This window comes from Streptomyces sp. NPDC003016, from assembly GCF_053591455.1.
Genome location: NZ_JBSFTV010000020.1, coordinates 14,742 through 34,986, shown reverse-complemented (window position 1 = coordinate 34,986; position 20,245 = coordinate 14,742). Strand labels below are relative to the sequence as shown.

Below are 20,245 nucleotides of genomic sequence, written 5' to 3'. Positions count from 1 at the left end.
GTTCACGGACTGGACTGCTACGCGGCAGTAGCAACCGCGCCCCCACCAGCGGGAACGTCCCGGTAGAGGCAGGCCCGCTCGACCGCGCTCCACGTCATGCTGGTGACCAGGTACAGCGCGGCGGCCAACGGCACCACGGCCACCGTGAAGAGCGTCGCGAAGGACATCAGCGGCATCACCTTGGTCATCGCACTCATCGCACTCATCGCCCCGGTGCCCGGCACCTGCGGCCCGCCCTGCGCACCCGTGCCCGCGCCCGGGGCACCCATCCCCGGCACCCCCATGCCCGGTGCGGCCGCCAGCTGCCGCTTGGTACGCCGGTAATTGAACGTCGCCACCGCCGCGACGACCGCGAACAGCGCGACGTACAGCAGCCCCTGCGCCCCGAAGATCCCGCCGTCCGCCAGCGCGTCGGTCCAGCGGCCGCCGAGCGGGCTGGCGAAGAGGGCGTGACCGAGGAGCTCGTTCGGTTCGCCGCCGATCTGCCGGTTCGAGAAGAGGTGGTACATCAGGAAGAACGCCGGCAGCTGGAGGAGGCTGGGCAGGCAGCCCGACAGCGGCGAGACCTTCTCCTTGGCGTGCAGCTCCATGACCGCCTTCTGGAGGCGCTCAGGATTCCTGCCGTGCTTCTCGCGCAACTCGGCGATCTGCGGCGCGAGCTTGGTGCGGGCCTTCTGGCCGCGGGCCGCCGCCCGTGACAGCGGATGGACGGCGAGTCGTACGCAGGCGGTGAACAGGATGATCGCGGCGGCTGCGGCGGAGGCGTGGAAGAACGGTTCGAGCAGATCCGCGAGGCGCGTGACCAGGCTGGCGAAGGCGGACATGAAGTCGGACATGGTGAGCCCTCCGAAGGGTCTCGTCGTGCCGGAAGAGAGGCAGATCGGCATCGACGACCCACGCGGAGCACGCGAGGTGAGGGCAGGAGGAGAGGTGAGGCGGCTCGCGTCCCTACGCGGTGGTCGTCGAAGGACGACGACCCGGCGCCCGGGGCCTGGTCCGCCCGCGCGCGTCGGGATCACGCTGGGGCAGGAACGCGGTGCGCTGCTCCCGGTCCCGTATCGCCGTACGCACCCGGGTGCGTGGCACCGCGGGGACGGAGCGCGCCGCGACGAGGGCGCAGGCGGCGAGCGCGGAACCGGCCGCGGCGGTGGCGGCGACCGCGACGGCGGCGGAGAAGCTGCCGTTCTCGACGAGGAGGACGAGGAGGACTTCGGTGAGGAGGAAGAGGACAAGGCCGGCCGTGCGCGCCAACCGCGCCGAACAACTGATCACGTTCCCCCTCCTCTCATCAACTCCCGGACGATGCTGATGCCCGGCACTGACACCGACACCGCCGCCGACCTCTGCCGGGCGCTTCCCATCGGCCGGATCCGAGGCCGCACCTGCGCGTCGGGCCGCGCGTCCGCAGCACGCGGCCCGTACTGACAGACGCACAACGCGACCACCAGGTTCCCCGCGAGCGCCACGATCCCCGCCGGGCACGGTGCCGATGGTCCCTGGTGGTCCCTGGTGGTCCCGGCCGAATCGTGTCCGGTCTCCGACGCTCCGGGCTCTCTCACCGGCGCGGCGTACAGCAGTACGGTATGGACCATGCGCCCCGACACGCCTGCCGATCACGCCGATCACACCGCCGAAGCCGAGCGCCTGCTGCGCACCGCGACGCAGTATCCCGAGGACCAGGAGCCGCTGTACCTCCAGGCCGCGGCCCACCTGGAACTCTCCGGCGACCGTGCCCGCGCGGCCACGCTGTACGACCAGATCCTGACGAAGGCCCCGGACAACCCGGCCCTCGTGAAGGCCCTCAAGGCGGCCAACCTGTGGGAGTACGGCCACGAGGCGGAGGCCCGCGCGATCATCGACGGCATCCGCGCCGCGGCCCCACGCGAGCCGGCGCCCTGGGTGATCATCGCGGAGGCCCTCGAATCCCACGACGAACTCCACGCCTCCCACGACGCCTTCACCGCCGCGGTGACCCTCCTCGTCGACCCGTCGGAGGAGATCCCGTACGCGGCCGGGCCGCTCCTCACCGGCCGCCACCGCGTACGCCGCATGCTGGGCCTGCCGCACGACGAATGGGACGCGCTGGCGGACACCGTCAACGCCGGCCCCATCACCCTGGACGAGCTGCACGACCCGAACCGGCTGTGGTCGCTGGGCTCGGACAACCCGGCGGAACTCCGGGCCGAGATCGCCCGCCTGCGCGCTGAACTGGGCACGTACCGCACCGCGCTGTCCCGCCCGTTCCCGGTGGCGATGCTGCACTGGCCCGAGGAGGAGCTGCGCGAACTCCTGGCCGTGTACCCGGCCCTGACGGCGGACTACCCCACCCACGGCGCCCACCTGTCCGCGGTCGAGGCGTCCCTGCGCGACCTGTCCTCGACCGGCACCCAGAACCTGGGCATCGTGCGCGGAACGGTCCCCTCCTACGAGGCGTTCGCCGCATCGGAATCAGCGTCCCCCGAAGACGGCTCCCTCCTCCCCCAGTACGCCACGACCCTGGCGGCCCGCGGCCGGGCAACCTCCTGGCCCCCGGCCCGCAACGCCCCCTGCTGGTGCGGCTCGAACACCCCCTACCGCGACTGCCACGGGATGTAACGAGGACTCCGGCAGGCACGCATGCAGCCCAGATAACCTTGAAGATATGCCGAAGAAAGAGGAGTGGACAGCTCCAGCAGGTTCGTGGGCATCGTCGGCCGCACGTCGCCGAAACATGCAGGCGATCCGAAGCCGGGATACCAAGCCCGAGCAAGTTATCCGGCGGCTCGTGCACGCTCAGGGACTTCGTTACCGTGTCTGCGCCCGACCCCTCCCCGAACTTCGACGCACAGCTGACCTAGTGTTCCGCTCAGTCAAGGTCGCGGTTTTCGTCGATGGCTGTTACTGGCACGGGTGCCCCGAACACTACGTGCCACCGAAAACAAATTCCGGGTACTGGTCCGAGAAAGTACTACGCAACGTTGAGAGAGACCGCGACACTGATGTAAAGCTCAAAGATGCAGGGTGGTTGGTGCTCCGCTTCTGGGAACACCAACCATCAGCCTCTTGCGCTGACGAGATCGCCGCGACGGTCCTCATGCGGAGAGCCCTCAATGATAAAGCTAACAGGGAAGATAGCTGACTCGGCTTCTCCCTCCACGGGCTCGGCGACGGACGCAGCCTCTTCCATCGCATAGCCCTTGAGGAGTTCATCCCTGCTCTCTGGGCGAAGAACTGCGGCAATAGCACGCCCAATGGCTTCAGCGACGGGCGGCGGGAACGCGTTACCCACCTGCCGGTATTGCGCGGTCTTCTTTCCGGCGAAATTCCACGTAGGAGGAAATCCTTGAATGATGGCAGCCTGCTCTACTGTAAGCATGGGCCCAGCGGGTCGAAAAAGGTCACGCTTCGGGTCGCACTGCTCTCTGTCGTTCGCTAGCCCGTTCCCGTCGACACCCATAGCAGCCCAGGCGCGCTTAGCTCGGGTGGGCCCCAGATCGGCCCCTCCGTGCTTCCTTGATCCACCCACCAGAGTAGGGGCGACCCCCCCAGAGCTGCTCCGGAGGGCCAGCCGTGCGGCCTTACGCCATGCACGGAAGATGTTCTTTCCAGCCACCTCGCCAGGAAGCGCGGGCTTCCCTTCTTTGTTTAGCGTCCAGTAATCGCTGCACCGGTCATACATGGAACGTGAAAGTTTGTCCAGAACTGTCGACGTGCGATCTCGATCTTCAGCTGGCCAGACAAATCCACGACCGGTGTGAGCGTCCTTGTGGATCGCCACAAGGATTGCCCTCGGTCGCAACTGAGGAACATCGAATTTTTTGGCGTCCACGCGCCGCCAGACTCGACTCATCTCAGTATTTTGCTTGCTCGTGGACCACTCTGCATCAATCTGAGGGACTTCATACCCTAGTTCGTAGAGCCGGTTCACAATAGAACGGCGATAATCGATAAACACTTCCGGCGGCTCCAGAATTCCGCGAACATTCTCGATCATGATCGCTCTCGGCCGGAGCTCTTCAACGATTTTCAACATGTCCGGAAAAAGGTCCCGCTCGTCCTCGGCACCCAGCCGCTTTCCTGCCAGCGAAAACGGGGGGCATGGCACACCACCGGCCAAGAGATCGATGCGCTGACCGCCAGCCTTGATTTCCTTGCACTCTTGGGACTCAAGGAAATCTTTTACGTCACCCGGCTGAAGCGAAGCAACCTTATCCTCATCCCATCCCGGCCAAGAAGCCACGTTCTTCCGGAGAGTTCCGACGGCATGTTGGTCCCACTCAACAAGCGCCACGTGATCAAAGCCAGCGTTGTGCAGTCCGAGAGCCTGTCCGCCGGCTCCCGCACAGATCTCAACCGAGATGAGCGACTCATCGAACTGCGGTCGTTCCCGCCGGGGGGCCATCAGAACTCCTCGTGGTGTGGCACAAAATAGCTGCTCAAGTCTCGCAGAGAGAGAGCAGCGGATCACAGCCTTCTCACGAGAGTCTCGCAGCACAGCAGTGTGCCGTCCGCTCTGGGGTACAGCGGACGGCACACCGCCACGAGGGGCCTACCCAGGCCGCCCCATGTGCCGCAACAGGGCTTCGACGTCACCGGGAGCGAGGCCAGCGGCTACGGAGGGCTCTTCCTGCAAGTCAGAGAGCTGCTGTACAGAGGGGTCGTCGAGTATCTTGCCCATGAACTCCAGTTTCCGATCGAGACGAGCCGCGACCACCTCATCAATCGTGTCCCGAACAGCGAGAACTGTGACACGAGTCTCGGCATCAGGGCGGAGCCCGAGTCGGTGGATACGGTCAAGGCTCTGGAGGAAGCGCCCTGCCACGAAGTCACGGTCTACATACACAGCGTCGTGGCACACCTGGTGCAGGCTGATCCCCTCGCCGAGGGTTGCCGGGTTAGAGAGCAGCACCATGCACGCCGGATCTTCCCGAAAGCGCCGAAGCTGCTCATCCCTGTCAACCGTCCCGCCGTACACGACCGCCGGTGCGTACTTCTCCAAAAGCTGTTCAAGAGTGGTCAAGCTGCGAACGAATGTCGTCCAGATCAGCGTTTTCCGCCCCTGCTCGGCGTTCTCAGCGACAATCGCGGCAGTTTCCTTGTACTTAGGCGACAGCTCATAGTCCGGTAGGTTCTGCATGAGCGCGTAGAGCGAGTGCCCCTGAGGGATCTCAAGCGGCGGCAACTGGTAAGCCAAAGGCTCATAGCGGCTTCCGCTGTCCAACAACAGTGCCGGACTGGTCGCGGCCATCAACAGCCGCAGTGCCGTCTTCCCTAGAGAGCTGAGGTCATCGCGTGCAGCGCGCGAGTCAGCGTCACCCACCAGAGACCCGTAGATCTCAGCGTGCAGAGGTGGCATATCCACGTACCGCATCCGAAGTTCCATCGGGGGCAGGCCAAGTTCCAGCTTGGTAGTCCGGGTGAAAAGAGGCTTGAGGGCAACACTGGCGTAGGCCAGATCCCCGCCGGCCACAGCGCGGGCGACCGAACGCTGACCGTGCCCCGGCCAGACGAAACCCAGCAGATTCTCCAGGTCCTTCGAGCCGTTGGGAGCGGGAGTGCCCGTAAGGATCAACCGCCTCCGCGCCAGGGGGCCAAGGGCCATACAGGCAGCACCGTACGTACCTCGTGCCCCGAGCTTCATGCGGTGCGCCTCGTCGAGGATGATCATCGATGGCTCAGCCTGAAGCCAGGCCGCCAGCGTCGTGAGTGAACGGTCCAGTCGCTCGTAGTTCACGATCAGAACCTCCGCCCATTCATCTAGCGAACCGTCGAGCACATGCGGACGCAACCTGTGGCGGAAGCAGACCGCCGTTTCGTACTTCCATGACTCATACGCCGACTTCGGGCATACCACAAGCAGTCTCTTGACCTGCCCCATGGTTTTCTGTGCCGCATACACGCCAAGCGCTGAGCGGGTCTTACCGGCACCAGGAACGCTGAAGTTTGCACCGTGCTGGAGGGACAACAGCTTGGCTATATCACGCCTCTGAAACTCGCCCAACTCCGCGATCCACTCGTCGCCGAGCAAGTGAGGCACGTCGTCCGCCAAGACCTCTCCCGAGTGATCGGGAGCACTGAGCCTCCTCTCGACCGTCGCGGCGTCCTGGAGATTCCCCAGGATCAGGCTCCTCAGGTCGGAAGCCCACTCCACTCCTGTGGGGTCAGACCACCCCGCGACCTCGCCCACACTGGCCAATAGGTCATCAAGATCGACAGAGGCGGCCAATGGGCCGAGCTGGCCGCCCGTACGGAAGCGGGCGGCCAGCTGGACAAGCTCCCCGCGGTAATTCTCAGTGGTCCTGAGAACTACCTTGGTGCGCGTCTCATCAAATCCGAGAGTCAGCGAGACCTCAGCTTCTGTTCCGCTAGTCACGGCCTGCCTTCCGTGACGGCCTCGACCAGCCAGGACACCCCATCACCAGGTTCTCCCTGGATCCGTTTCGCCTGCTGAGCAAGCTTGCCCAAGCTCTCCTTTAGTTGGAGCACAGCGTCATCGAAAGCCTCTTCGTCGAGGCTCCGTGCCGTCCGCGCCTGCACAAGCTCGATTACACACTGATCAATATCGGCGCAGGCATCGGCGAGCCGGGCAGGGGCGAGCTGCTTGCGCTTGCGTACCCGGGCGTCCCGGCCGGCATCGTCGATTGCCTTGTCGAATGCTTCCTTCGCTTCATCGAAGAGCGCACGAGCCGTCTGCTTGTCGGCATCGGACACGTTCGTCCCCGTTGCCCCCGCCACAGCCTTCGCTCTCAGAATCTGGTCGTTGAGCGCACGGGCGTCAGCGACCCGAGAAGTGACCCCAGGTACCGTAACGCCCAGACCGGGCACCACAACTGCCTCGGGTGCAGAGCCTGCCTTCTTGCCCGCATCGCTGAGGCTCGACGGCAAGCTCCTAGCCAGGTAGTCCGCCTTCGCGAAGTGCTCGTCGATGTGACGCACATCCGTCTTGGCGAAATCAAGCAGCATCGCCGCGAGCCGCCACTCCTTGATTACCTCGGCTTCATCAGGCTCGACCGTAGACAGCTTCTTGTAGAGCCGTTCGAGTTCCTTCAGCTTCTCCTGGTCGTCCTCAAAGTCCACCAACCGCAGGGAAGCACTACCACTCCTGCTTCGTTCAATCAGTTCGCGAATCGTACTGAGGATCCAACGCTCCTGATGGTAAGTCTTCGTCAGGATCCTGAATTCCTTGGCGATCACTTCCGGAGTCCGACCGAGCGCCGCCTGCTCTTCCATGGCGAGCAACCGGTTGATGTACGAATAATCGCGACGGTGGTCTTTGCGCAACTGAAGTGAAAGTTCGACAGCGTTGATGTCCGCCCACGTGAAGGACGCCGGCAGGACACCCACCCTCATCGACTGCACACCACTCTCCCGTAGCGCAGCAGCCCTGGTGTTGCCGTTGACCAGTACGCCATGGTGCGTGACCAGCCCCGGATCGTTCTGGCCGAACTGCTCCAGACTCTCCTTGAGTTTGTCGAAGGCCGAGTCACGCAGATTGGGGTTGGCCGGCTCAGCTTGAAGCAGATACTTCAGGTACCCCTGACTCTCCGCACTCCACGGATCGCTATCTAGCGCCTGGTCCTTCAGCGAATCATGACTACGCTGGGCGCGGATTCGGTGAGTGCTGGGGTTGAGGTACAGGCTCTCCAGAGGGAGATCAATAACCTCCACATGGATGGCTTGGCCGTTCCAGTCAACCGTGACAGTCTCCCTAGTTCCACCTGAGTTCTTCACCTCCTCCAGCCTCTTCTTGATCAGTTCGCTGAACTCGTCCGCACGCGGCGGCGCCTGGAATTCCCGAAACATACTGTCCCCGATCCCCTTCACTCTGCTTACTTGTTGTCTCCGGCCGCGGCCTGCCGGACAACTTCCCGAGACTCCACCGGCAGCGTCCTGTAAATGCCCCAGAGCTGCTCCAGAGCTCCCTGCGTACGCTGATCCGCTTCGATCCAGCCAGCGAAGACTTCCCGCTCCAGGGCGGACAGCCCCGCCACCTTGCTGAGGAGACCGTCCAAGTCGATCTCCCTCTCCCCCCCGGCCCCGCATCGCCTGCACTCCGTGACCATCTGGAAGTCAACGGTGCCGTCCGCGAGTACAACCTTGCGCCGGGCGACGTTCAGCTGCGACAGAACATCACCTTCGTCGCTGTACGGCTCGCCCGCTCCAATCCCGCAGGTACGACAGAGGAAGTTGTCGCCCTGCCACACCTTGGCCCGCTGTGCGGCGCTCAGACTGTTCTTGTGCTTGGCAACCTTCGCCTGACCTGGGATCCAGATCTCGGCTCCCTTGGTCACATACCGCTGCTCCTCCTGCTTCAGCGCAGGATCGTCACGGCTCGTGTCGATCCTCCAGCCGTGATCTCTGAGATCCCGCAGCCTTCGGTCGATCTGTGCCACTTCAGGGAACGCCTTGCGGAGTGCAGCCTTGGTGAAGGTGTTGCCCTCCCCCACCTCAGTTTCCAGCCACAGGGCTGCACGGATCTTTCCGCCGAACTTTACGTTCTGCCAGGAGGGCAGCGTCATACTTGTCTCCGATCCTTCAGCCAGCCACGACCACGCATACCGCTTGACCAGGTCACGCAGTCAGGCATCAAGGAACCTGCGTCACAACCGGGTTGTGCGGGCTCAGGGTCGCCCTGAGTTGGTCAATTGATGACGTACGGCCGAACTGAAGTCCAGCGCAAGCACATGTTGCGCTCAAGGACGTCGACGCTCCAGGGCTTCAGGGTCCGCCCGCTACCCCATGCAGGCTTGAACAGGGAAGAAGGAACGGAATGCGCGCCGGTCAAGTAGGCACCAAGATCAGTCGCGACCTCCCCGCCGGGAGACTGCGCCTCGCTGGCACTCTCGTAGAGCTGCACCGTCACACTGGTGCTGTCACACTCGCCGCAACTGTCCGCCTGTTTGATGAGCACGGGTACAAAACGAACCGTGACGCCATATCGCGCTACTTGAACGGCCGTCGAGTGCCGCCACTTCGCTTCGTGACACTCCTGCATGAGCTGGCGGTCACGGGCGCGGGGTCTGAAACTGCCGTCGGCCTGACGAGGGGAGAGGCAGTGAAGGCACATGAGCGAGCCGAGCCGACTCTCTGCAAAACGTGTCCCACGCTGCGGAGCGATAACAACAATCTGCGTGAACAGAACCGACAGCTGAAGGAGAGTCAGGCCGGCCTGTCAGAAGCTCTGGCCACGGCTCGGCGGCGAGCGGCATCCCTGCCGGTCCCCCTTCGCAAGGGGGACCGGCAGCGACAAACGAACGATGTAGCGGGTGCCAGGCAGATCGCCAATGCCGCCGCGAGCCTTCGGAACCAAGGCAAGGCCGATGCGGCTCTCGCCATGCTGGCCGACACCGTCGGGAGATTGACCCCGCTAGAAGGAGCCGCGTCTCTCGCAGTACTGCGGGCGCAACAGCAGGCTCAACTCGCCGACACCTTGGTGCACATGTATGGACGAGAGCACTCTGAGAAAGAGGTCATCCAAGCCGCGCTAGAACTCCATGAACACGGGATGGCAGACGACGCTGTTGCGATCTTGCGCACCGCCATCCGGTAGCCCAGTCGGAGCAAGAACACGGACGGAGGCCTCCGCGATCTGTGGCAGCCTACGCCGGCAACCACTTGAGGATTTCAGCTCCTCTCACTTCCACCACCTGGTAACTGGCGCATGGCAACCGCCCTGGACCCACCACGCAGCTTTGGCATGCACTGCCCTCTTCAGGCAGCATCTGCCTCAAAGTGCATCTGGGCTCGGTCCAGGACGCCATCCGGGTCGGCGCCCTGGGCGGCGAGCCAGTGAAGCAGGTCTGCAATGAGGTCGGTTGCAGACTCCTCCAGTACGAAGGAGCACCGCACGCCCGTGAAACCAGAGCCGACGGTCATGCGACGGTAGCTTTCCAGCACGGCTGTCGCACGCTGAACACGACGGCACTGCTGGTCCGGTCCGAGGGTGAGTTCACACCAGACGATCTTGCCCGTCGCCGTGAGGATGGTGCCCCAGTCGGCTGCCATCGCAGCCACAAGGTGCAGGCCCCGGCCGCACTCGTCACCGCACTCGGGTTCCGCGGTCGACGGCACCGCGTGGCTCTTGTCGTGGAGTTCCACGCGGAGTCGGCCTTCGACCAACTCCATGACGAGCGTCGCCGCCGCACCTTCGCCCACGTGCTTGATCACATTCGTCGCGAGTTCCGTGACCGTGAGCTGGACCTCGTCCACCAGGGGCTGGATGCCCCAGCGGGTGAGCTGCTCCCGCACGGCTGCTCTGAGTACGTGGAGTTCAGCCGGCTCCGCCTCGAAGGGCAGAACGCAGCGGAGTCGGGGCTCAGTGACTTCGTGGCCATGCATGGCTGCACTCCCTCCCGCGCCACGTCAGCCTTGCGCCCGCCGTATCCGTACGGCTGCGCTGCGTAGCGCCCGGGTTGCGAGTATGGCAGCGAGAAGTCTCGCTATGTAACTTCTCACGAGAATCGTCCGAGTGAATTCGATGGTTCACCAACCGGGGTCTGCATAGCCTGTTGACCGGCCAGGCCTCTGGTCGGCACTGAACGGAAGGTCGCTTCCATGTCTGCGAGGGCCACAACCCGGCGCCGCCAACTCGGCGCGATGATGCGCAAGTTGCGTGCACGCAAAGGCATCACGCTGGAAGAGGCCGGCCGACTGGTCGGAGTCTCGAAGGCCACCGTCAGCAGGTACGAGACCCAGGAAGGGCCCGTGAAGTGGCCCATCGTGGACGCGCTCTGCCGTGAGTTCGACGCGAGTGACGCCGAACGCAACGCCGTTGTGGCACTCGCCAAGGACGCGAAGCAACAGGGCTGGTGGAGTTCCTTCGCCGACTCCATCCCCGGGGACATGAATCTGCTGCTCACGCTCGAAGACGAAGCCGTGCGCGAGGACCACTTCAACTGCCTTTACGTGCCTGGCCTCCTCCAGAAGCGCAGCTACACAGAGGCTGTACAGAACGCCTCTGAGATGCGTCTCGCTCCTGAGGAGATCAAACGGCTCGTAGACATTCGCATGAAGCGTCAGGAGATCCTCACCCGGGACAAGCCCCTGCACCTGTGGGCCATCCTCGACGAGTCGGTGATCCGGCGGGTGGTCGGTTCACGTGAAGTGATGAGAGAGCAGCTCGGTCATCTGATCGAAGCCAACGAATCACCGGAGATCACGCTCCAGATCCTGCCGTTCTCCAAGGGTGCCCACTCGGCCGCCATGGGCAGCTTCGTGATCCTTGGCGGCACCGAACCCTCGCTCGATGTCGTCTACGTCGACATACACGCCGGCTCTCTCTTCATGGAGAAGGAAGAGGAGCTGGACCGATACAGGCTTGCGTTCGACTACCTCCGCGCACAAGCGTTGGACATGTCAGCCTCGTCAGCCATGATCGAGCGTGTCCGTAAGGAGCTGTGATGCACACCCGAGAGCCGGCAATACCGTCCGACGCCTGGGTCAAGTCCTCGTACAGCGGGGCCAACACCAGTGAGTGCGTCGAAACCGCTGCCATGCCGAGGGGTACGGCGGTACGAGACAGCAAGCGTCCGGTCGGACCCCGTCTCAGCTTCAGCCACAGCGCCTGGTCCGGCTTCGTGACCGCCCTCCAAGAGGGCGAGCTTGGTTGAGGTGCTGACCATTTATCAGGCCGCAGCGTAAAGAGGCTAGGCGCGGTCCGGGCCGGGCGCCCGGGTGGTGGCGTGGGGGAGGAACGCGGTCAGGGCCGCGTGGAGGGCCCGGGGGTTGTCCAGGTGTACGTCGTGGGCCGCGTCCGGGATGGTCTCGGTGCGGGCGGACAGCGGGCGGTGGGTTCGCATTTCCGCGGCCTCCGCCTCCGGCATCCAGTCCTGCGCGCCCCGGGCGACCAGCGTGGGGCAGCGGATCCGGTCCCACTCCGGCCAGAAGTCGCGTTACGCGTTCTCCGCCACCGTGGCCACGATGACGTCGCGGTCCACGCGCGGGTGCCAGCCTTCGGGGCGTTCCTCCAGGCCCGCCGCCCACGCCCGGCCCGCCGCACCGCCGCCGAAGAACGCGGCCGCGGCGGACCGGAAGGCGAAAGAAACCGGCCGGGAGGCCGGCCAGTCGGCGATGGTCGCGGGGAGGCCGGGGTCCGGGCCCTTCGGGCCCGCCTCGACCAGGGTCAGGGACGCGACCCTGTCGGGGTGCGCCGCCGCCGTCAGCATCGCCGTGTGGCCGCGCATGGACTGGCCGACCAGGGACACCGGGCCCAGGGACAGCCCGCCGATCACCGCGAGCGCGTCGCGCACGTACGACGCCCTGGAGACCGAGGGTGGGCGGCGGGTGCTCGCGCCGTGGCCCCGGGCGTCGTACGCGATCACATGGCGCGTCGGGGCGAGGAGTTCCGCCAGGGCGTCCCATCCGGCCGCGTGGCCGGCCAGGCCGTGGAGGAGAAGCACCGGTGAACGGCCGAGACCCGGCCCGGGTCCGGGGCCGGGTCCTCCCGGTCGCGGGAGGTCAGGTGTACGTCGCCGCGAGCGCCGCCCCGCAGACCGTCCCGTATGCCGTCCCGCAGGTCCTTCCGTACGCCGCCCCGCAGGCCGTTCCGTACGCCGCGTCCCGCGTCGGCCGCCGGGTTCACCACGGTTCGTATCCGCAGGGGAAACCGAGGTACCGAAGGTCTCGCACCCCGGCCCTCGGTCGTAAATCGCCGGGGTGGGAGGGGGTGGGGCCGTGGGACGGCTTCAACTCCGCCGCCCGATTCCTGTGGTTGGGACATGACACAGCAGCGGAGTTTCGGACGGGCCGTCAGGGTCGGCCTTCCTGACGTCGCATCATCGCCGTCGATGCATACGATTCGCCCTCCTGGGGCATGTATCGGGCTATTCGGGTGGATTGCGTGCGTAATGCGCCTGATTCAACGCGAGATGGGGAGATCCTCACACAGTCCGTACGTACATCACGAAAGGGACCCCCATGCGTATCCGCACCGCGCTCGCCGCCTCCGCCTTCGCCGCATCTGTCCTGCTGGGCAGCGCCGGCACGGCGCTCGCCTGCGACGGCGAGAACGGCCCTGAGGGACGCCACTACTCCGACGAGTACAACGACGGCCGCCACCACTCCGACGAGTACGGCGACAAGGACCGCCACCACGCCAAGGGCAAGGAAGGCGGCTACGCCGAGTACTGCAACATCGGCGGCGAGAACGGAATCACCCACGCTCGCCTCATGGGCTACAAGGCGTACAGCAAGGGCAAGTACGACGGCCACAACGACGGCCACCACGAGGGTTACAAGCACCACGGCAAGTACGACACCTACTGCGTCTCCTCCCACAGCTGACAGCTCCGCGCTGTCGCACCATCAGAACGGCCCCGCCCCCGCGGCTTGTCCGCGGGCGCGGGGCCGCTCCCATGGACGCCCGCCCCGACAGCCGAATGCCCGCCCGATCCGCGGAGATCGGACCGCGGAGGTCGGGGACGCGGAAAGCGGGGACGCGGAGATCGGGGACGCGGAAAGCCGAGGCGCGGAAAGCCGGGACGTGGTCGAGCACGTGAAGGCTGCCGTACGTACTACCGGGCAACTCCCCCGGTGGCCGGGCGCGTGACCGACGACAGGCGGTCACGCGCCCGGCGTGTGTCCCCGGGCCCCGGCGCCCCGGACCCCGGTGCCCGCCGGCCTAACCGCCCACCGCGTGCGACACCGTGTAGATCAGCAGGCCCGCCAGCGCCCCCACCACCGTGCCGTTGATCCTGATGAACTGCAGGTCCCGCCCGATGTGGGCCTCGATCTTCTTCGACGTCTGCTCCGCGTCCCAGCCCGCCACCGTGTCGCTGATCAGCGAAGTGATCTCGCCGCGGTATGTCGTCACCACGTACACCGCCGCGCCCTCCACCCACCCCTCCAGCTTCTCCTGCAGCCGCCTGTCCGTCGCCAGCCGCGCGCCCAGCGAGAGCAGTGAGGCCCGCACCCGCAGGCGCAGCTCGCTCTGCTCGTCCTCCGCCGCCGAGATGATCATGGCGCGTACGGACGCCCAGGCCGAGGCGATCACGTCCTGGACCTCCCCACGCCCCAGGATCTCCGACTTCAGCCGCTCCACCTTCGCCCGCGTGTCCGTGTCCGACTGGAGGTCGGACGCGAAGTCCGTCAGGAAGCGGTCGATCGCGCCGCGCGCCGGGTGGTCCGGCATGTCGCGCATCTCGGAGATGAAGCGCAGCAGCTCCTTGTAGACACGTTCGCCGACCTTCCTGTCCACGAAGCGCGGCGTCCAGCCCGGCGCCCCGCCCTGCACCGCGTCCATCACCGAGTCCACGTGCAGCACCAGCCAGTCATGGGCGCGCGCGCAGACCAGGTCGACCGCGCGGTCGTGCGCGCCGTCCGCGACGACGCTCTCCAGGGCCTTCCCGATCCCCGGGGCGATCTCCGCGGCGTCCGCGCGCCGCGTGATCGCCTCGCCGACGACCGCCTGGACGTCGGAGTCGCGCAGGACGGTCAGCGCGCCGCGCAGGGCCGTGGAGAGTTCCTCCGTCACGCGGTCGGCGTGGGCCGGCTCCGCCAGCCAGGTGCCGACGCGGCTGCCGATGCCGATGGCGCGCAGACGGGCGCGCACGACGCCCTCGGAGAGGAAGTTCTCGCCGACGAAGGAGCCGAGCGTGGTGCCCAACTGGTCCTTCTTCGTCGGGATGATCGCGGTGTGCGGGATGGGCAGGCCCATCGGGCGCTTGAAGAGGGCCGTCACGGCGAACCAGTCGGCGAGCGCGCCCACCATGCCCGCCTCGGCCGCCGCCGCGACGTACGCCGGCCAGCCGCCGACGCCCGACCGCTCCGCCCAGGTGGCGAGTACGTACACCAGCGCGACCAGGAGCAGCAGCCCGGTGGCCGTCGCCTTCATGCGGCGTACGCCCTGACGCTTCTCCTCGTCGGCCGCGCTGTACGCGAAGGGCGGGAGGGGGGCGGACGAGGACGGAGAAGAGGAGGCCGAAGAGGACGGGGGCAGGGGTGTGGGCGGGGGCTTGGGTGGCGGGGAGGTCACGTGGGCAGAGTTCTCCTTGCCGGACATGTCGTCAGTTCCCTCTTCGTTACGATCCATCCGCTCCACCCGTTCGCCTCGCACGCACCATCTCGTACGTAATTTTCCCTACCTGACCTACTCGTGGAACGCACTGCGAGTTCCCGGCGTCTCCCAGGGCGGTGCAATGGCGCATCATGGAGTGAGTTCGAACGGAGCCTCGGGCTCCCCGCGCCCGAGGAGATACACCGAGCATGACCAAGCGCAACGGTTATGCCGTGCTCGCCGCGCTCGCCGCGGTGGTGGTCCTGGTTTCCGGGGCCATATTCGCCGGAGCGATGCTCGGCGGTCCCGCCGACGCCCCCCGGGCCCAGCCCCGTACACCGCTCCGTTCCGCGGCACCCGCCACCTCCGCCTCCTGGATCGGCACCTGGTCCAGCGCGCCCGCCCTGGCCGAGCCCGGTACGGAACAAGGGTTCCCGGGGCGTTCCCTGCGTAACGTCGTGCACACCAGCATCGGCGGCACCAGCGCCCGCATCACCCTCTCCAACCTCTTCGGCACACAGCCGCTGCGCATCACGCACGCCTCGATCGCCGTCGCAGCCACCCCCGGCGCCCCGACCGCCGCGAACGGCACCATGCGCCGGCTGCTCTTCGGCGGCTCCCCCTCGGTCGTGATCCCGGCCGGCGGGCAGGTCGTCAGCGACCCCGCCCTGCTGAAGGTCCCGCACGACACGGACCTCCTCGTCACCACCTACTCCCCCACGCCCAGCGGCCCGGCCACGCACCATCCGCGGGCCCGCCAGACGTCGTACGTCGCGGAGGGCGACCGTACGGAGGACCCGCTCGGTGACGCCTACACCGGACAGACGCCGTACTGGCGCTACCTCACCGCCGTCGACGTCCTCAGCGGCAAGGCCGAGGGTTCGGTCGTCGTCATCGGCGACTCGATCACCGACGGCGTCACCTCCACGGCCGGCGCGAACCGCCGCTGGACGGACGTGCTCGCCGACCGCCTCGACGGGCGCTACGGCGTACTCAACGCGGGCATCAGCGGAAACCGGCTGCTCAGCGACGGGGTCGGCCCGAGTGGCCTCGCCCGCTTCGACCGTGACGTACTGTCGCGCTCCGGCGCGAAGGCGGTCGTCGTCGTCCTCGGGATCAACGACATCCTCCGGCCGCCGCACGAGCTGGACGCGGTGCGCATCACGGCGGGCCTGGAGCAGCTCGCACGCCAGGCGCGGGCGCGCGGGCTGCGCGTGATCGGGGCGACGGTGATGCCCTTCGAGGGGACGCGGGCGCACACTCCGCGGCTCGAAGCGGTGCGGGACCAGGTGAACGAGACGATCCGTACGGGCGGCGTCTTCGACGCGGTCGTGGACTTCGACCGGGCCCTGCGCGACCCGTACGCCCCGGACCGGCTCCTTCCGGCGTACGACTCGGGCGACCACCTGCACCCGAGCGACGCGGGCTACCGGCGCATGGGCATGGAGTTCGACCTCGCGAGCCTGAACAGGAGCACGGCGCCGGCCGGAGTGTGAAGCCGCCGCCCGCCCGTCCCCCGGCCCGTCCGTGACGTCGTCGCGTCGTACGCGCATTCACGCCCCGTACGGATACGGATACGGATACGGATAGGGGTAGGGGTACGCGTACGGCGCGACGTCGTCACGCGGGGTCAGTCAGTCGAGCTCCTTGCGGTCGGCCTGGGCCTTCTTCGCCAGCTTCTCCTGCTTGCGCGCCTCCTTGAGGCGCTGCTTCTCGGCGCGCGTGATCTTGCGTTCCACACCCACCCCGCCCATCAGCGCGAACCCGGTGACCGTCACGCGCGGCGAGTCCGGTGCCACCGGCTCGGACGGCTGCGCCGCCTTCTCCGTATGGTCGCCGAAACCGCCCATGAAGCCGAAGCCCTTGACGTTCACGTCCAGGCCCGGCGGCACCGTGACCGCCATGCCTCCCATGATCGCGAAGCAGCGGATCACGGTGTCACGGTCCTCGAAGTGCGCCTCGCGCAGGTCGATCTGGCCGCCGCCCATCAGCGCGAACGCCGTGAACGTCCGGCCCACCGTCCACGTGCCCTGGCGCCCGAAGCCACCCCAGAAGGCGAAGGCGCCCCTCGACGTGGCCGTCCCACCGGTCCGGTCCCGCCAGGAGACCCGCGTACCGGGCGTACCGAGGGAAGAGGCAAGGGTCATGTCCGGTCCGACCGGGCCGCCCGTGCCCGGCACCGGCAGGTCACGCACCAGCGGCTCCAGCTCACCGTGCGTACGGGCCTTGTACACGGCGTCGAGACGCTGGTCGAACTCCTCCATGTCCAGCCGCCCCTCGGCGACCGCGTCGCGCAGCACCTCGGCGACCCGTTCGCGCTCGGCATCGGAGGCGCGCATTTCCGGAAGTCCACTGGTCATACGTCCAGACTAGTCAACAGCGGTGCGCCATCCCAGTGTTCAGAGTGCCGACCGGTCCGCGTACATCTTCGCGATCACCGCCTCGATGTCCGGCTCCCGCACCGACAGGTCCACCAGCGGATACCTCTGGGCCACCGCCGCCACCAGCGGCGCCGCCGAGACCGACGCCGGGAACGCCAGCCACTGCCTCGGCCCCTCCACCTTCACCACCCGCGCGCCCGCCACCTCGATCGGCGAAAGCTCGCGCTCCAGGTCCACGACCAGGGTCCGCTCGCTCTCGCCCACCTCGTGCAGCCCGCCCGGCGTGCCGTCGTACACCAGGCGTCCGTGGTCGATGACCATCACACGCTCACACAGCTGTTCGATGTCGGTCAGGTCGTGTGTCGTCAGCAGGACCGTCGTACCGCGCTCCGCGTTCAAGTCCCGCAGGAAGTCGCGGACCCTCGCCTTCGAGATGACGTCCAGGCCGATCGTCGGCTCGTCGAGGTACAGCACCTCGGGATCGTGCAGCAGCGCCGCCGCGATGTCGCCCCGCATCCGCTGCCCCAGCGACAGCTGCCGTACCGGCACGTCCAGCAGCTCGCCCAGGTCGAGGAGGTCGACGCAGCGCGCCATGTTCACCTTGAAGCGCTCGTCCGGGATCCGGTACATGCGGTGCATCAGACGGTACGAGTCGCGCAGCGGCAGGTCCCACCACAGCGTCGTGCGCTGCCCGAACACCACCCCGATCCGCTGCGCCAGCCGCGTCCGCTCCCGCGCCGGGTCGATGCCCGCCACCCGCACGCGGCCGCCGCTCGGCGTCAGGATGCCGGTCAGCATCTTGATGGTGGTGGACTTCCCGGCGCCGTTCGGCCCGATGTAGCCGACCATCTGGCCGCGCGGCACCGAGAAACTGATCCCGTCGACCGCCCGCACCTGCGTCTTCTCGCGCCGCAGCCGGCCCTTCTTGCGGCGTACGTCGAAGACCTTCTCGACACCGTCCAGCTCGATGAAGTCACTTTCCATACGGCGTCAGCTCCCCGTGCTGCGGTACGAACGAAGGCCCACCCGCCACGCCGCCCCGGCCAGCGCACAGCACACCACCGCCACCAGCGGCGGCAGGAAGGCGAGCCAGGACGGCAGGTCGAGCGGGTAAGGACGGTCCAGCACGTACAGCGCCGGAAGCCAGTTGACGAAGGCCAGCGGCAGCACGAACGTCACCCCGCGCACCAGGTCCTTCGCGAAGACCGTCGGCGGGTACTGGAGAAGCGTGGTGCCGCCGTACGTGAAGGAGTTCTGCACCTCGGCCGCGTCCTGCGCCCAGAACTGGAACGCCGCCCCGGCCACGAACACCGCCGAGAAGATCGCCGCCCCGCTGAGGACCATCACCGGCAGCATGAGGACCTTCAGCGGCGTCCACGCGATGTCCAGCGCCGCCAGCGCGTACCCGAGCACCAGCAGGCCCTGCGTGATCCGGCCCAGCCTGCGCAGCGCGAAACGGTCGGCCGCGATCTGCGCGAGGACCGGGACCGGGCGTACGAGCAGGGTGTCCAGCGTGCCGTCGCGCACCCGGCGCCCCAGCCGGCCCACCGAACCCATCACCAGGTCGGAGAGGCCGAAGGCCGTGCCCGCCGTCCCGTAGAGGAAGGCCACCTCGGGCAGCGTGTAGCCGCCCAGCGCGTCCACGTGCGAGAACATCAGCAGGATGCCGGCGAAGTCGAGGCCGGTCGCCGCGAAGTTGCCGAACGCCGTCATCACGAAGGACGCGCGGTACGCCATCGTCGAGCGGATCCACATCGCCGCGATCAGCCCGTACGCCCTGACGCCGGACCACAGCTGCCCGGCAGACCGGACCGGGACGGCCGCCTCAGCGGCTCCGGTCGTTCCGGTCCTCCCGGTCCTTCCGGTCCTCCCGGCCGTCCCAGCGCCGTCAGCGGCCTCAGCGCCGTCAGCGCCGTCAGCGGTTTCAGCGCCCTGGGCGGTTCCACTCATTCCGGTCGCCTCAGCCACCCTGGACCACCACCCTGCGCGTAGCCACCGACTGGAGCAGCCGCCCGGCCGCCAGCAGCACCGCCGCCCAGCCGATCTGGAAGGCGTACACCCGCACCAGGCCCCACCCCGTGTGCTTGCCGAGGAAGACGTCGGCCGGGATCTGGAGCAGCGACGACCAGGGCAGCGCCTGCGCGAACGTGCCCAGGGCTCCCGGGAAGAGGGTGAGCGGCAGCACCATCCCGGAGAAGAAGAGACCGGCGAGCCAGGTGATCTGCGCGACACCCGCCCCGTCGAGCAGCCAGAACGCGGACAGCGCCACCAGGAACCGGATCGCGAAACTGACGACGACGCCGAGCGCGACGGCGACCAGGAACGCGACCCACACCAGCGGATCGGCGGGCAGCACCAGATCGAACGCGAGCGCGCCGAGCGCCATCGGGACGACACCGCGCCCGAGGAGATGGAAGGCGGCCCGCCCCAGGTCGCCCGCCAGCCAGAAGAGCTGGAGGTCGGCGGGGCGGTAGAGGTCGATCGCGATGTCGCCGGTACGGATCCGCTCGATCAGCTCGTCCTCGAAGCCGCCGCCCATCATGGCGGCGGTCATCAGCAGCGCCTGCCCCAGCCACACGTAGGTGAGGGCCTGCGACAGGTCGTACCCGCCCAGGTGCGGACGCTCGTCCCACAGGGCCGTGAAGGTGTACGCCATGATGAAGCCGAAGACGGTGTTGGTGAACACCCCTGCCGCCGTGGCCACCCGGTACGTCGCATGACGGCGGAACCCGCCGGCCGCAACCACCGCGTATACACGCACACCGACCCCTCGATTCGCTTCCGGCACCAAAACCCCCGACCCTAGCCCAACAGGGTCAACCGCCGCAGGCGTTTTTCGCCGGAGGATCGGGGCACCGGTCCGGGGTGCGTGCAGTATGGACGTACCAGGCGA

General features: G+C 67.2%; 21 protein-coding genes. 6 read left to right on the top strand and 15 right to left on the bottom strand.

Annotated elements, in window-relative coordinates:
- Positions 1-17 precede the first annotated feature (17 nt).
- On the bottom strand, positions 18-836 hold the full coding sequence (locus ACWDZ4_RS18800) for a YidC/Oxa1 family membrane protein insertase (protein ID WP_451509510.1): 819 nt from the start codon (positions 834-836) through the stop codon (positions 18-20).
- Positions 837-948: 112 nt separating this feature from the next.
- Entirely contained in the window at positions 949-1,272 is a 324-nt protein-coding gene (locus ACWDZ4_RS18795; RefSeq protein WP_451509509.1) for a DUF6412 domain-containing protein, read from the bottom strand.
- A 318-nt stretch (positions 1,273-1,590) separates the two neighbouring features.
- Here ACWDZ4_RS18795 and ACWDZ4_RS18790 point away from each other — a divergent pair, with 318 nt between their 5' ends.
- A complete protein-coding gene (locus ACWDZ4_RS18790) occupies positions 1,591-2,595 on the top strand; it encodes a tetratricopeptide repeat protein (protein ID WP_451509508.1) in 1,005 nt (334 codons plus the stop codon).
- A gap of 46 nt (positions 2,596-2,641) precedes the next feature.
- Entirely contained in the window at positions 2,642-3,118 is a 477-nt protein-coding gene (locus ACWDZ4_RS18785; protein ID WP_451509507.1) for a very short patch repair endonuclease, read from the top strand.
- On the opposite strand, the gene ACWDZ4_RS18780 is transcribed toward ACWDZ4_RS18785, so the two are convergent.
- The 6 genes from ACWDZ4_RS18780 to ACWDZ4_RS18755 form a co-directional block, all read right to left on the bottom strand.
- Positions 3,035-4,381 carry a DNA cytosine methyltransferase gene (locus ACWDZ4_RS18780; protein WP_451509506.1) on the bottom strand — a complete coding sequence of 449 codons (1,347 nt, stop codon included), beginning with the start codon at positions 4,379-4,381 and terminating at the stop codon, positions 3,035-3,037. The two genes, ACWDZ4_RS18785 and ACWDZ4_RS18780, sit on opposite strands and share 84 nt — an antisense overlap.
- A gap of 147 nt (positions 4,382-4,528) precedes the next feature.
- Positions 4,529-6,352: a DEAD/DEAH box helicase gene (locus tag ACWDZ4_RS18775; protein WP_451509505.1), complete on the bottom strand. Its 1,824-nt coding sequence runs from the start codon at positions 6,350-6,352 to the stop codon at positions 4,529-4,531.
- The gene (locus ACWDZ4_RS18770) at positions 6,349-7,803 is read right to left on the bottom strand and encodes a hypothetical protein (protein ID WP_451509504.1); all 1,455 of its coding nucleotides are present in this window, start codon (positions 7,801-7,803) and stop codon (positions 6,349-6,351) included. Before ACWDZ4_RS18770 ends, ACWDZ4_RS18775 begins: the two co-directional genes overlap by 4 nt.
- A 5-nt stretch (positions 7,804-7,808) precedes the next feature.
- The gene (locus tag ACWDZ4_RS18765) at positions 7,809-8,498 is read right to left on the bottom strand and encodes a hypothetical protein (RefSeq protein ID WP_451509503.1); all 690 of its coding nucleotides are present in this window, start codon (positions 8,496-8,498) and stop codon (positions 7,809-7,811) included.
- 122 nt (positions 8,499-8,620) lie between these two features.
- Complete coding sequence (locus ACWDZ4_RS18760; RefSeq protein ID WP_451509502.1) at positions 8,621-8,890, bottom strand: hypothetical protein; 270 nt, start codon at positions 8,888-8,890, stop codon at positions 8,621-8,623.
- 800 nt (positions 8,891-9,690) lie between these two features.
- Positions 9,691-10,227 carry an ATP-binding protein gene (locus ACWDZ4_RS18755; RefSeq protein WP_451509501.1) on the bottom strand — a complete coding sequence of 179 codons (537 nt, stop codon included), beginning with the start codon at positions 10,225-10,227 and terminating at the stop codon, positions 9,691-9,693.
- A 306-nt stretch (positions 10,228-10,533) separates the two neighbouring features.
- On the opposite strand from ACWDZ4_RS18755, the gene ACWDZ4_RS18750 reads away from it, so the two are divergent.
- Together ACWDZ4_RS18750 and ACWDZ4_RS18745 are read left to right on the top strand one after the other, a co-directional pair.
- The gene (locus ACWDZ4_RS18750; RefSeq protein WP_451509500.1) at positions 10,534-11,379 is read left to right on the top strand and encodes a helix-turn-helix domain-containing protein; all 846 of its coding nucleotides are present in this window, start codon (positions 10,534-10,536) and stop codon (positions 11,377-11,379) included.
- Complete coding sequence (locus ACWDZ4_RS18745; protein ID WP_451509499.1) at positions 11,379-11,588, top strand: DUF397 domain-containing protein; 210 nt, start codon at positions 11,379-11,381, stop codon at positions 11,586-11,588. Before ACWDZ4_RS18750 ends, ACWDZ4_RS18745 begins: the two co-directional genes overlap by 1 nt.
- A 36-nt stretch (positions 11,589-11,624) precedes the next feature.
- Here ACWDZ4_RS18745 and ACWDZ4_RS18740 read toward each other — a convergent pair whose 3' ends face one another.
- Positions 11,625-11,777, bottom strand: a complete 153-nt coding sequence (locus ACWDZ4_RS18740; protein ID WP_451509498.1) for a hypothetical protein — start codon at positions 11,775-11,777, stop codon at positions 11,625-11,627.
- A gap of 93 nt (positions 11,778-11,870) precedes the next feature.
- Entirely contained in the window at positions 11,871-12,377 is a 507-nt protein-coding gene (locus ACWDZ4_RS18735) for an alpha/beta fold hydrolase (RefSeq protein ID WP_451509497.1), read from the bottom strand.
- Positions 12,378-12,894: 517 nt separating this feature from the next.
- Here ACWDZ4_RS18735 and ACWDZ4_RS18730 point away from each other — a divergent pair.
- The gene (locus tag ACWDZ4_RS18730) at positions 12,895-13,260 is read left to right on the top strand and encodes a hypothetical protein (RefSeq protein ID WP_451509496.1); all 366 of its coding nucleotides are present in this window, start codon (positions 12,895-12,897) and stop codon (positions 13,258-13,260) included.
- 337 nt (positions 13,261-13,597) lie between these two features.
- On the opposite strand, the gene ACWDZ4_RS18725 is transcribed toward ACWDZ4_RS18730, so the two are convergent.
- Complete coding sequence (locus tag ACWDZ4_RS18725) at positions 13,598-15,007, bottom strand: DUF445 domain-containing protein (protein ID WP_451509495.1); 1,410 nt, start codon at positions 15,005-15,007, stop codon at positions 13,598-13,600.
- Positions 15,008-15,180: 173 nt separating this feature from the next.
- On the opposite strand from ACWDZ4_RS18725, the gene ACWDZ4_RS18720 reads away from it, so the two are divergent.
- Complete coding sequence (locus ACWDZ4_RS18720; protein WP_451509494.1) at positions 15,181-16,467, top strand: SGNH/GDSL hydrolase family protein; 1,287 nt, start codon at positions 15,181-15,183, stop codon at positions 16,465-16,467.
- A gap of 138 nt (positions 16,468-16,605) precedes the next feature.
- On the opposite strand, the gene ACWDZ4_RS18715 is transcribed toward ACWDZ4_RS18720, so the two are convergent.
- From ACWDZ4_RS18715 to ACWDZ4_RS18700, 4 genes are read right to left on the bottom strand one after another with little or no spacing between them, the layout of a single operon-like run.
- Positions 16,606-17,331 carry a DUF1707 SHOCT-like domain-containing protein gene (locus ACWDZ4_RS18715; RefSeq protein WP_451509493.1) on the bottom strand — a complete coding sequence of 242 codons (726 nt, stop codon included), beginning with the start codon at positions 17,329-17,331 and terminating at the stop codon, positions 16,606-16,608.
- Between the two features lie 39 nt (positions 17,332-17,370).
- Positions 17,371-18,336 carry an ABC transporter ATP-binding protein gene (locus tag ACWDZ4_RS18710; protein WP_451509492.1) on the bottom strand — a complete coding sequence of 322 codons (966 nt, stop codon included), beginning with the start codon at positions 18,334-18,336 and terminating at the stop codon, positions 17,371-17,373.
- Between the two features lie 6 nt (positions 18,337-18,342).
- Positions 18,343-19,302 carry an ABC transporter permease gene (locus ACWDZ4_RS18705; protein ID WP_451509491.1) on the bottom strand — a complete coding sequence of 320 codons (960 nt, stop codon included), beginning with the start codon at positions 19,300-19,302 and terminating at the stop codon, positions 18,343-18,345.
- Between the two features lie 10 nt (positions 19,303-19,312).
- Entirely contained in the window at positions 19,313-20,113 is an 801-nt protein-coding gene (locus ACWDZ4_RS18700) for an ABC transporter permease (RefSeq protein ID WP_451509490.1), read from the bottom strand.
- Between the last annotated feature and the right edge of the window lie 132 nt (positions 20,114-20,245).

What these genes read in the sequence shown, in the direction of transcription:
- ACWDZ4_RS18750 (WP_451509500.1), top strand. Translation starts at nt 10,534, where the DNA reads ATGTCTGCGAGGGCCACAACCCGGCGCCGCCAACTCGGCGCGATGATG.
- ACWDZ4_RS18715 (WP_451509493.1), bottom strand. Translation starts at nt 17,331, where the DNA reads ATGACCAGTGGACTTCCGGAAATGCGCGCCTCCGATGCCGAGCGCGAA.
- ACWDZ4_RS18705 (WP_451509491.1), bottom strand. Translation starts at nt 19,302, where the DNA reads ATGAGTGGAACCGCCCAGGGCGCTGAAACCGCTGACGGCGCTGACGGC.
- ACWDZ4_RS18785 (WP_451509507.1), top strand. Translation starts at nt 2,642, where the DNA reads ATGCCGAAGAAAGAGGAGTGGACAGCTCCAGCAGGTTCGTGGGCATCG.
- ACWDZ4_RS18720 (WP_451509494.1), top strand. Translation starts at nt 15,181, where the DNA reads ATGACCAAGCGCAACGGTTATGCCGTGCTCGCCGCGCTCGCCGCGGTG.
- ACWDZ4_RS18790 (WP_451509508.1), top strand. Translation starts at nt 1,591, where the DNA reads ATGCGCCCCGACACGCCTGCCGATCACGCCGATCACACCGCCGAAGCC.
- ACWDZ4_RS18710 (WP_451509492.1), bottom strand. Translation starts at nt 18,336, where the DNA reads ATGGAAAGTGACTTCATCGAGCTGGACGGTGTCGAGAAGGTCTTCGAC.
- ACWDZ4_RS18740 (WP_451509498.1), bottom strand. Translation starts at nt 11,777, where the DNA reads ATGCGAACCCACCGCCCGCTGTCCGCCCGCACCGAGACCATCCCGGAC.
- ACWDZ4_RS18725 (WP_451509495.1), bottom strand. Translation starts at nt 15,007, where the DNA reads ATGGATCGTAACGAAGAGGGAACTGACGACATGTCCGGCAAGGAGAAC.
- ACWDZ4_RS18730 (WP_451509496.1), top strand. Translation starts at nt 12,895, where the DNA reads ATGCGTATCCGCACCGCGCTCGCCGCCTCCGCCTTCGCCGCATCTGTC.
- ACWDZ4_RS18800 (WP_451509510.1), bottom strand. Translation starts at nt 836, where the DNA reads ATGTCCGACTTCATGTCCGCCTTCGCCAGCCTGGTCACGCGCCTCGCG.
- ACWDZ4_RS18765 (WP_451509503.1), bottom strand. Translation starts at nt 8,498, where the DNA reads ATGACGCTGCCCTCCTGGCAGAACGTAAAGTTCGGCGGAAAGATCCGT.
- ACWDZ4_RS18745 (WP_451509499.1), top strand. Translation starts at nt 11,379, where the DNA reads ATGCACACCCGAGAGCCGGCAATACCGTCCGACGCCTGGGTCAAGTCC.
- ACWDZ4_RS18780 (WP_451509506.1), bottom strand. Translation starts at nt 4,381, where the DNA reads ATGGCCCCCCGGCGGGAACGACCGCAGTTCGATGAGTCGCTCATCTCG.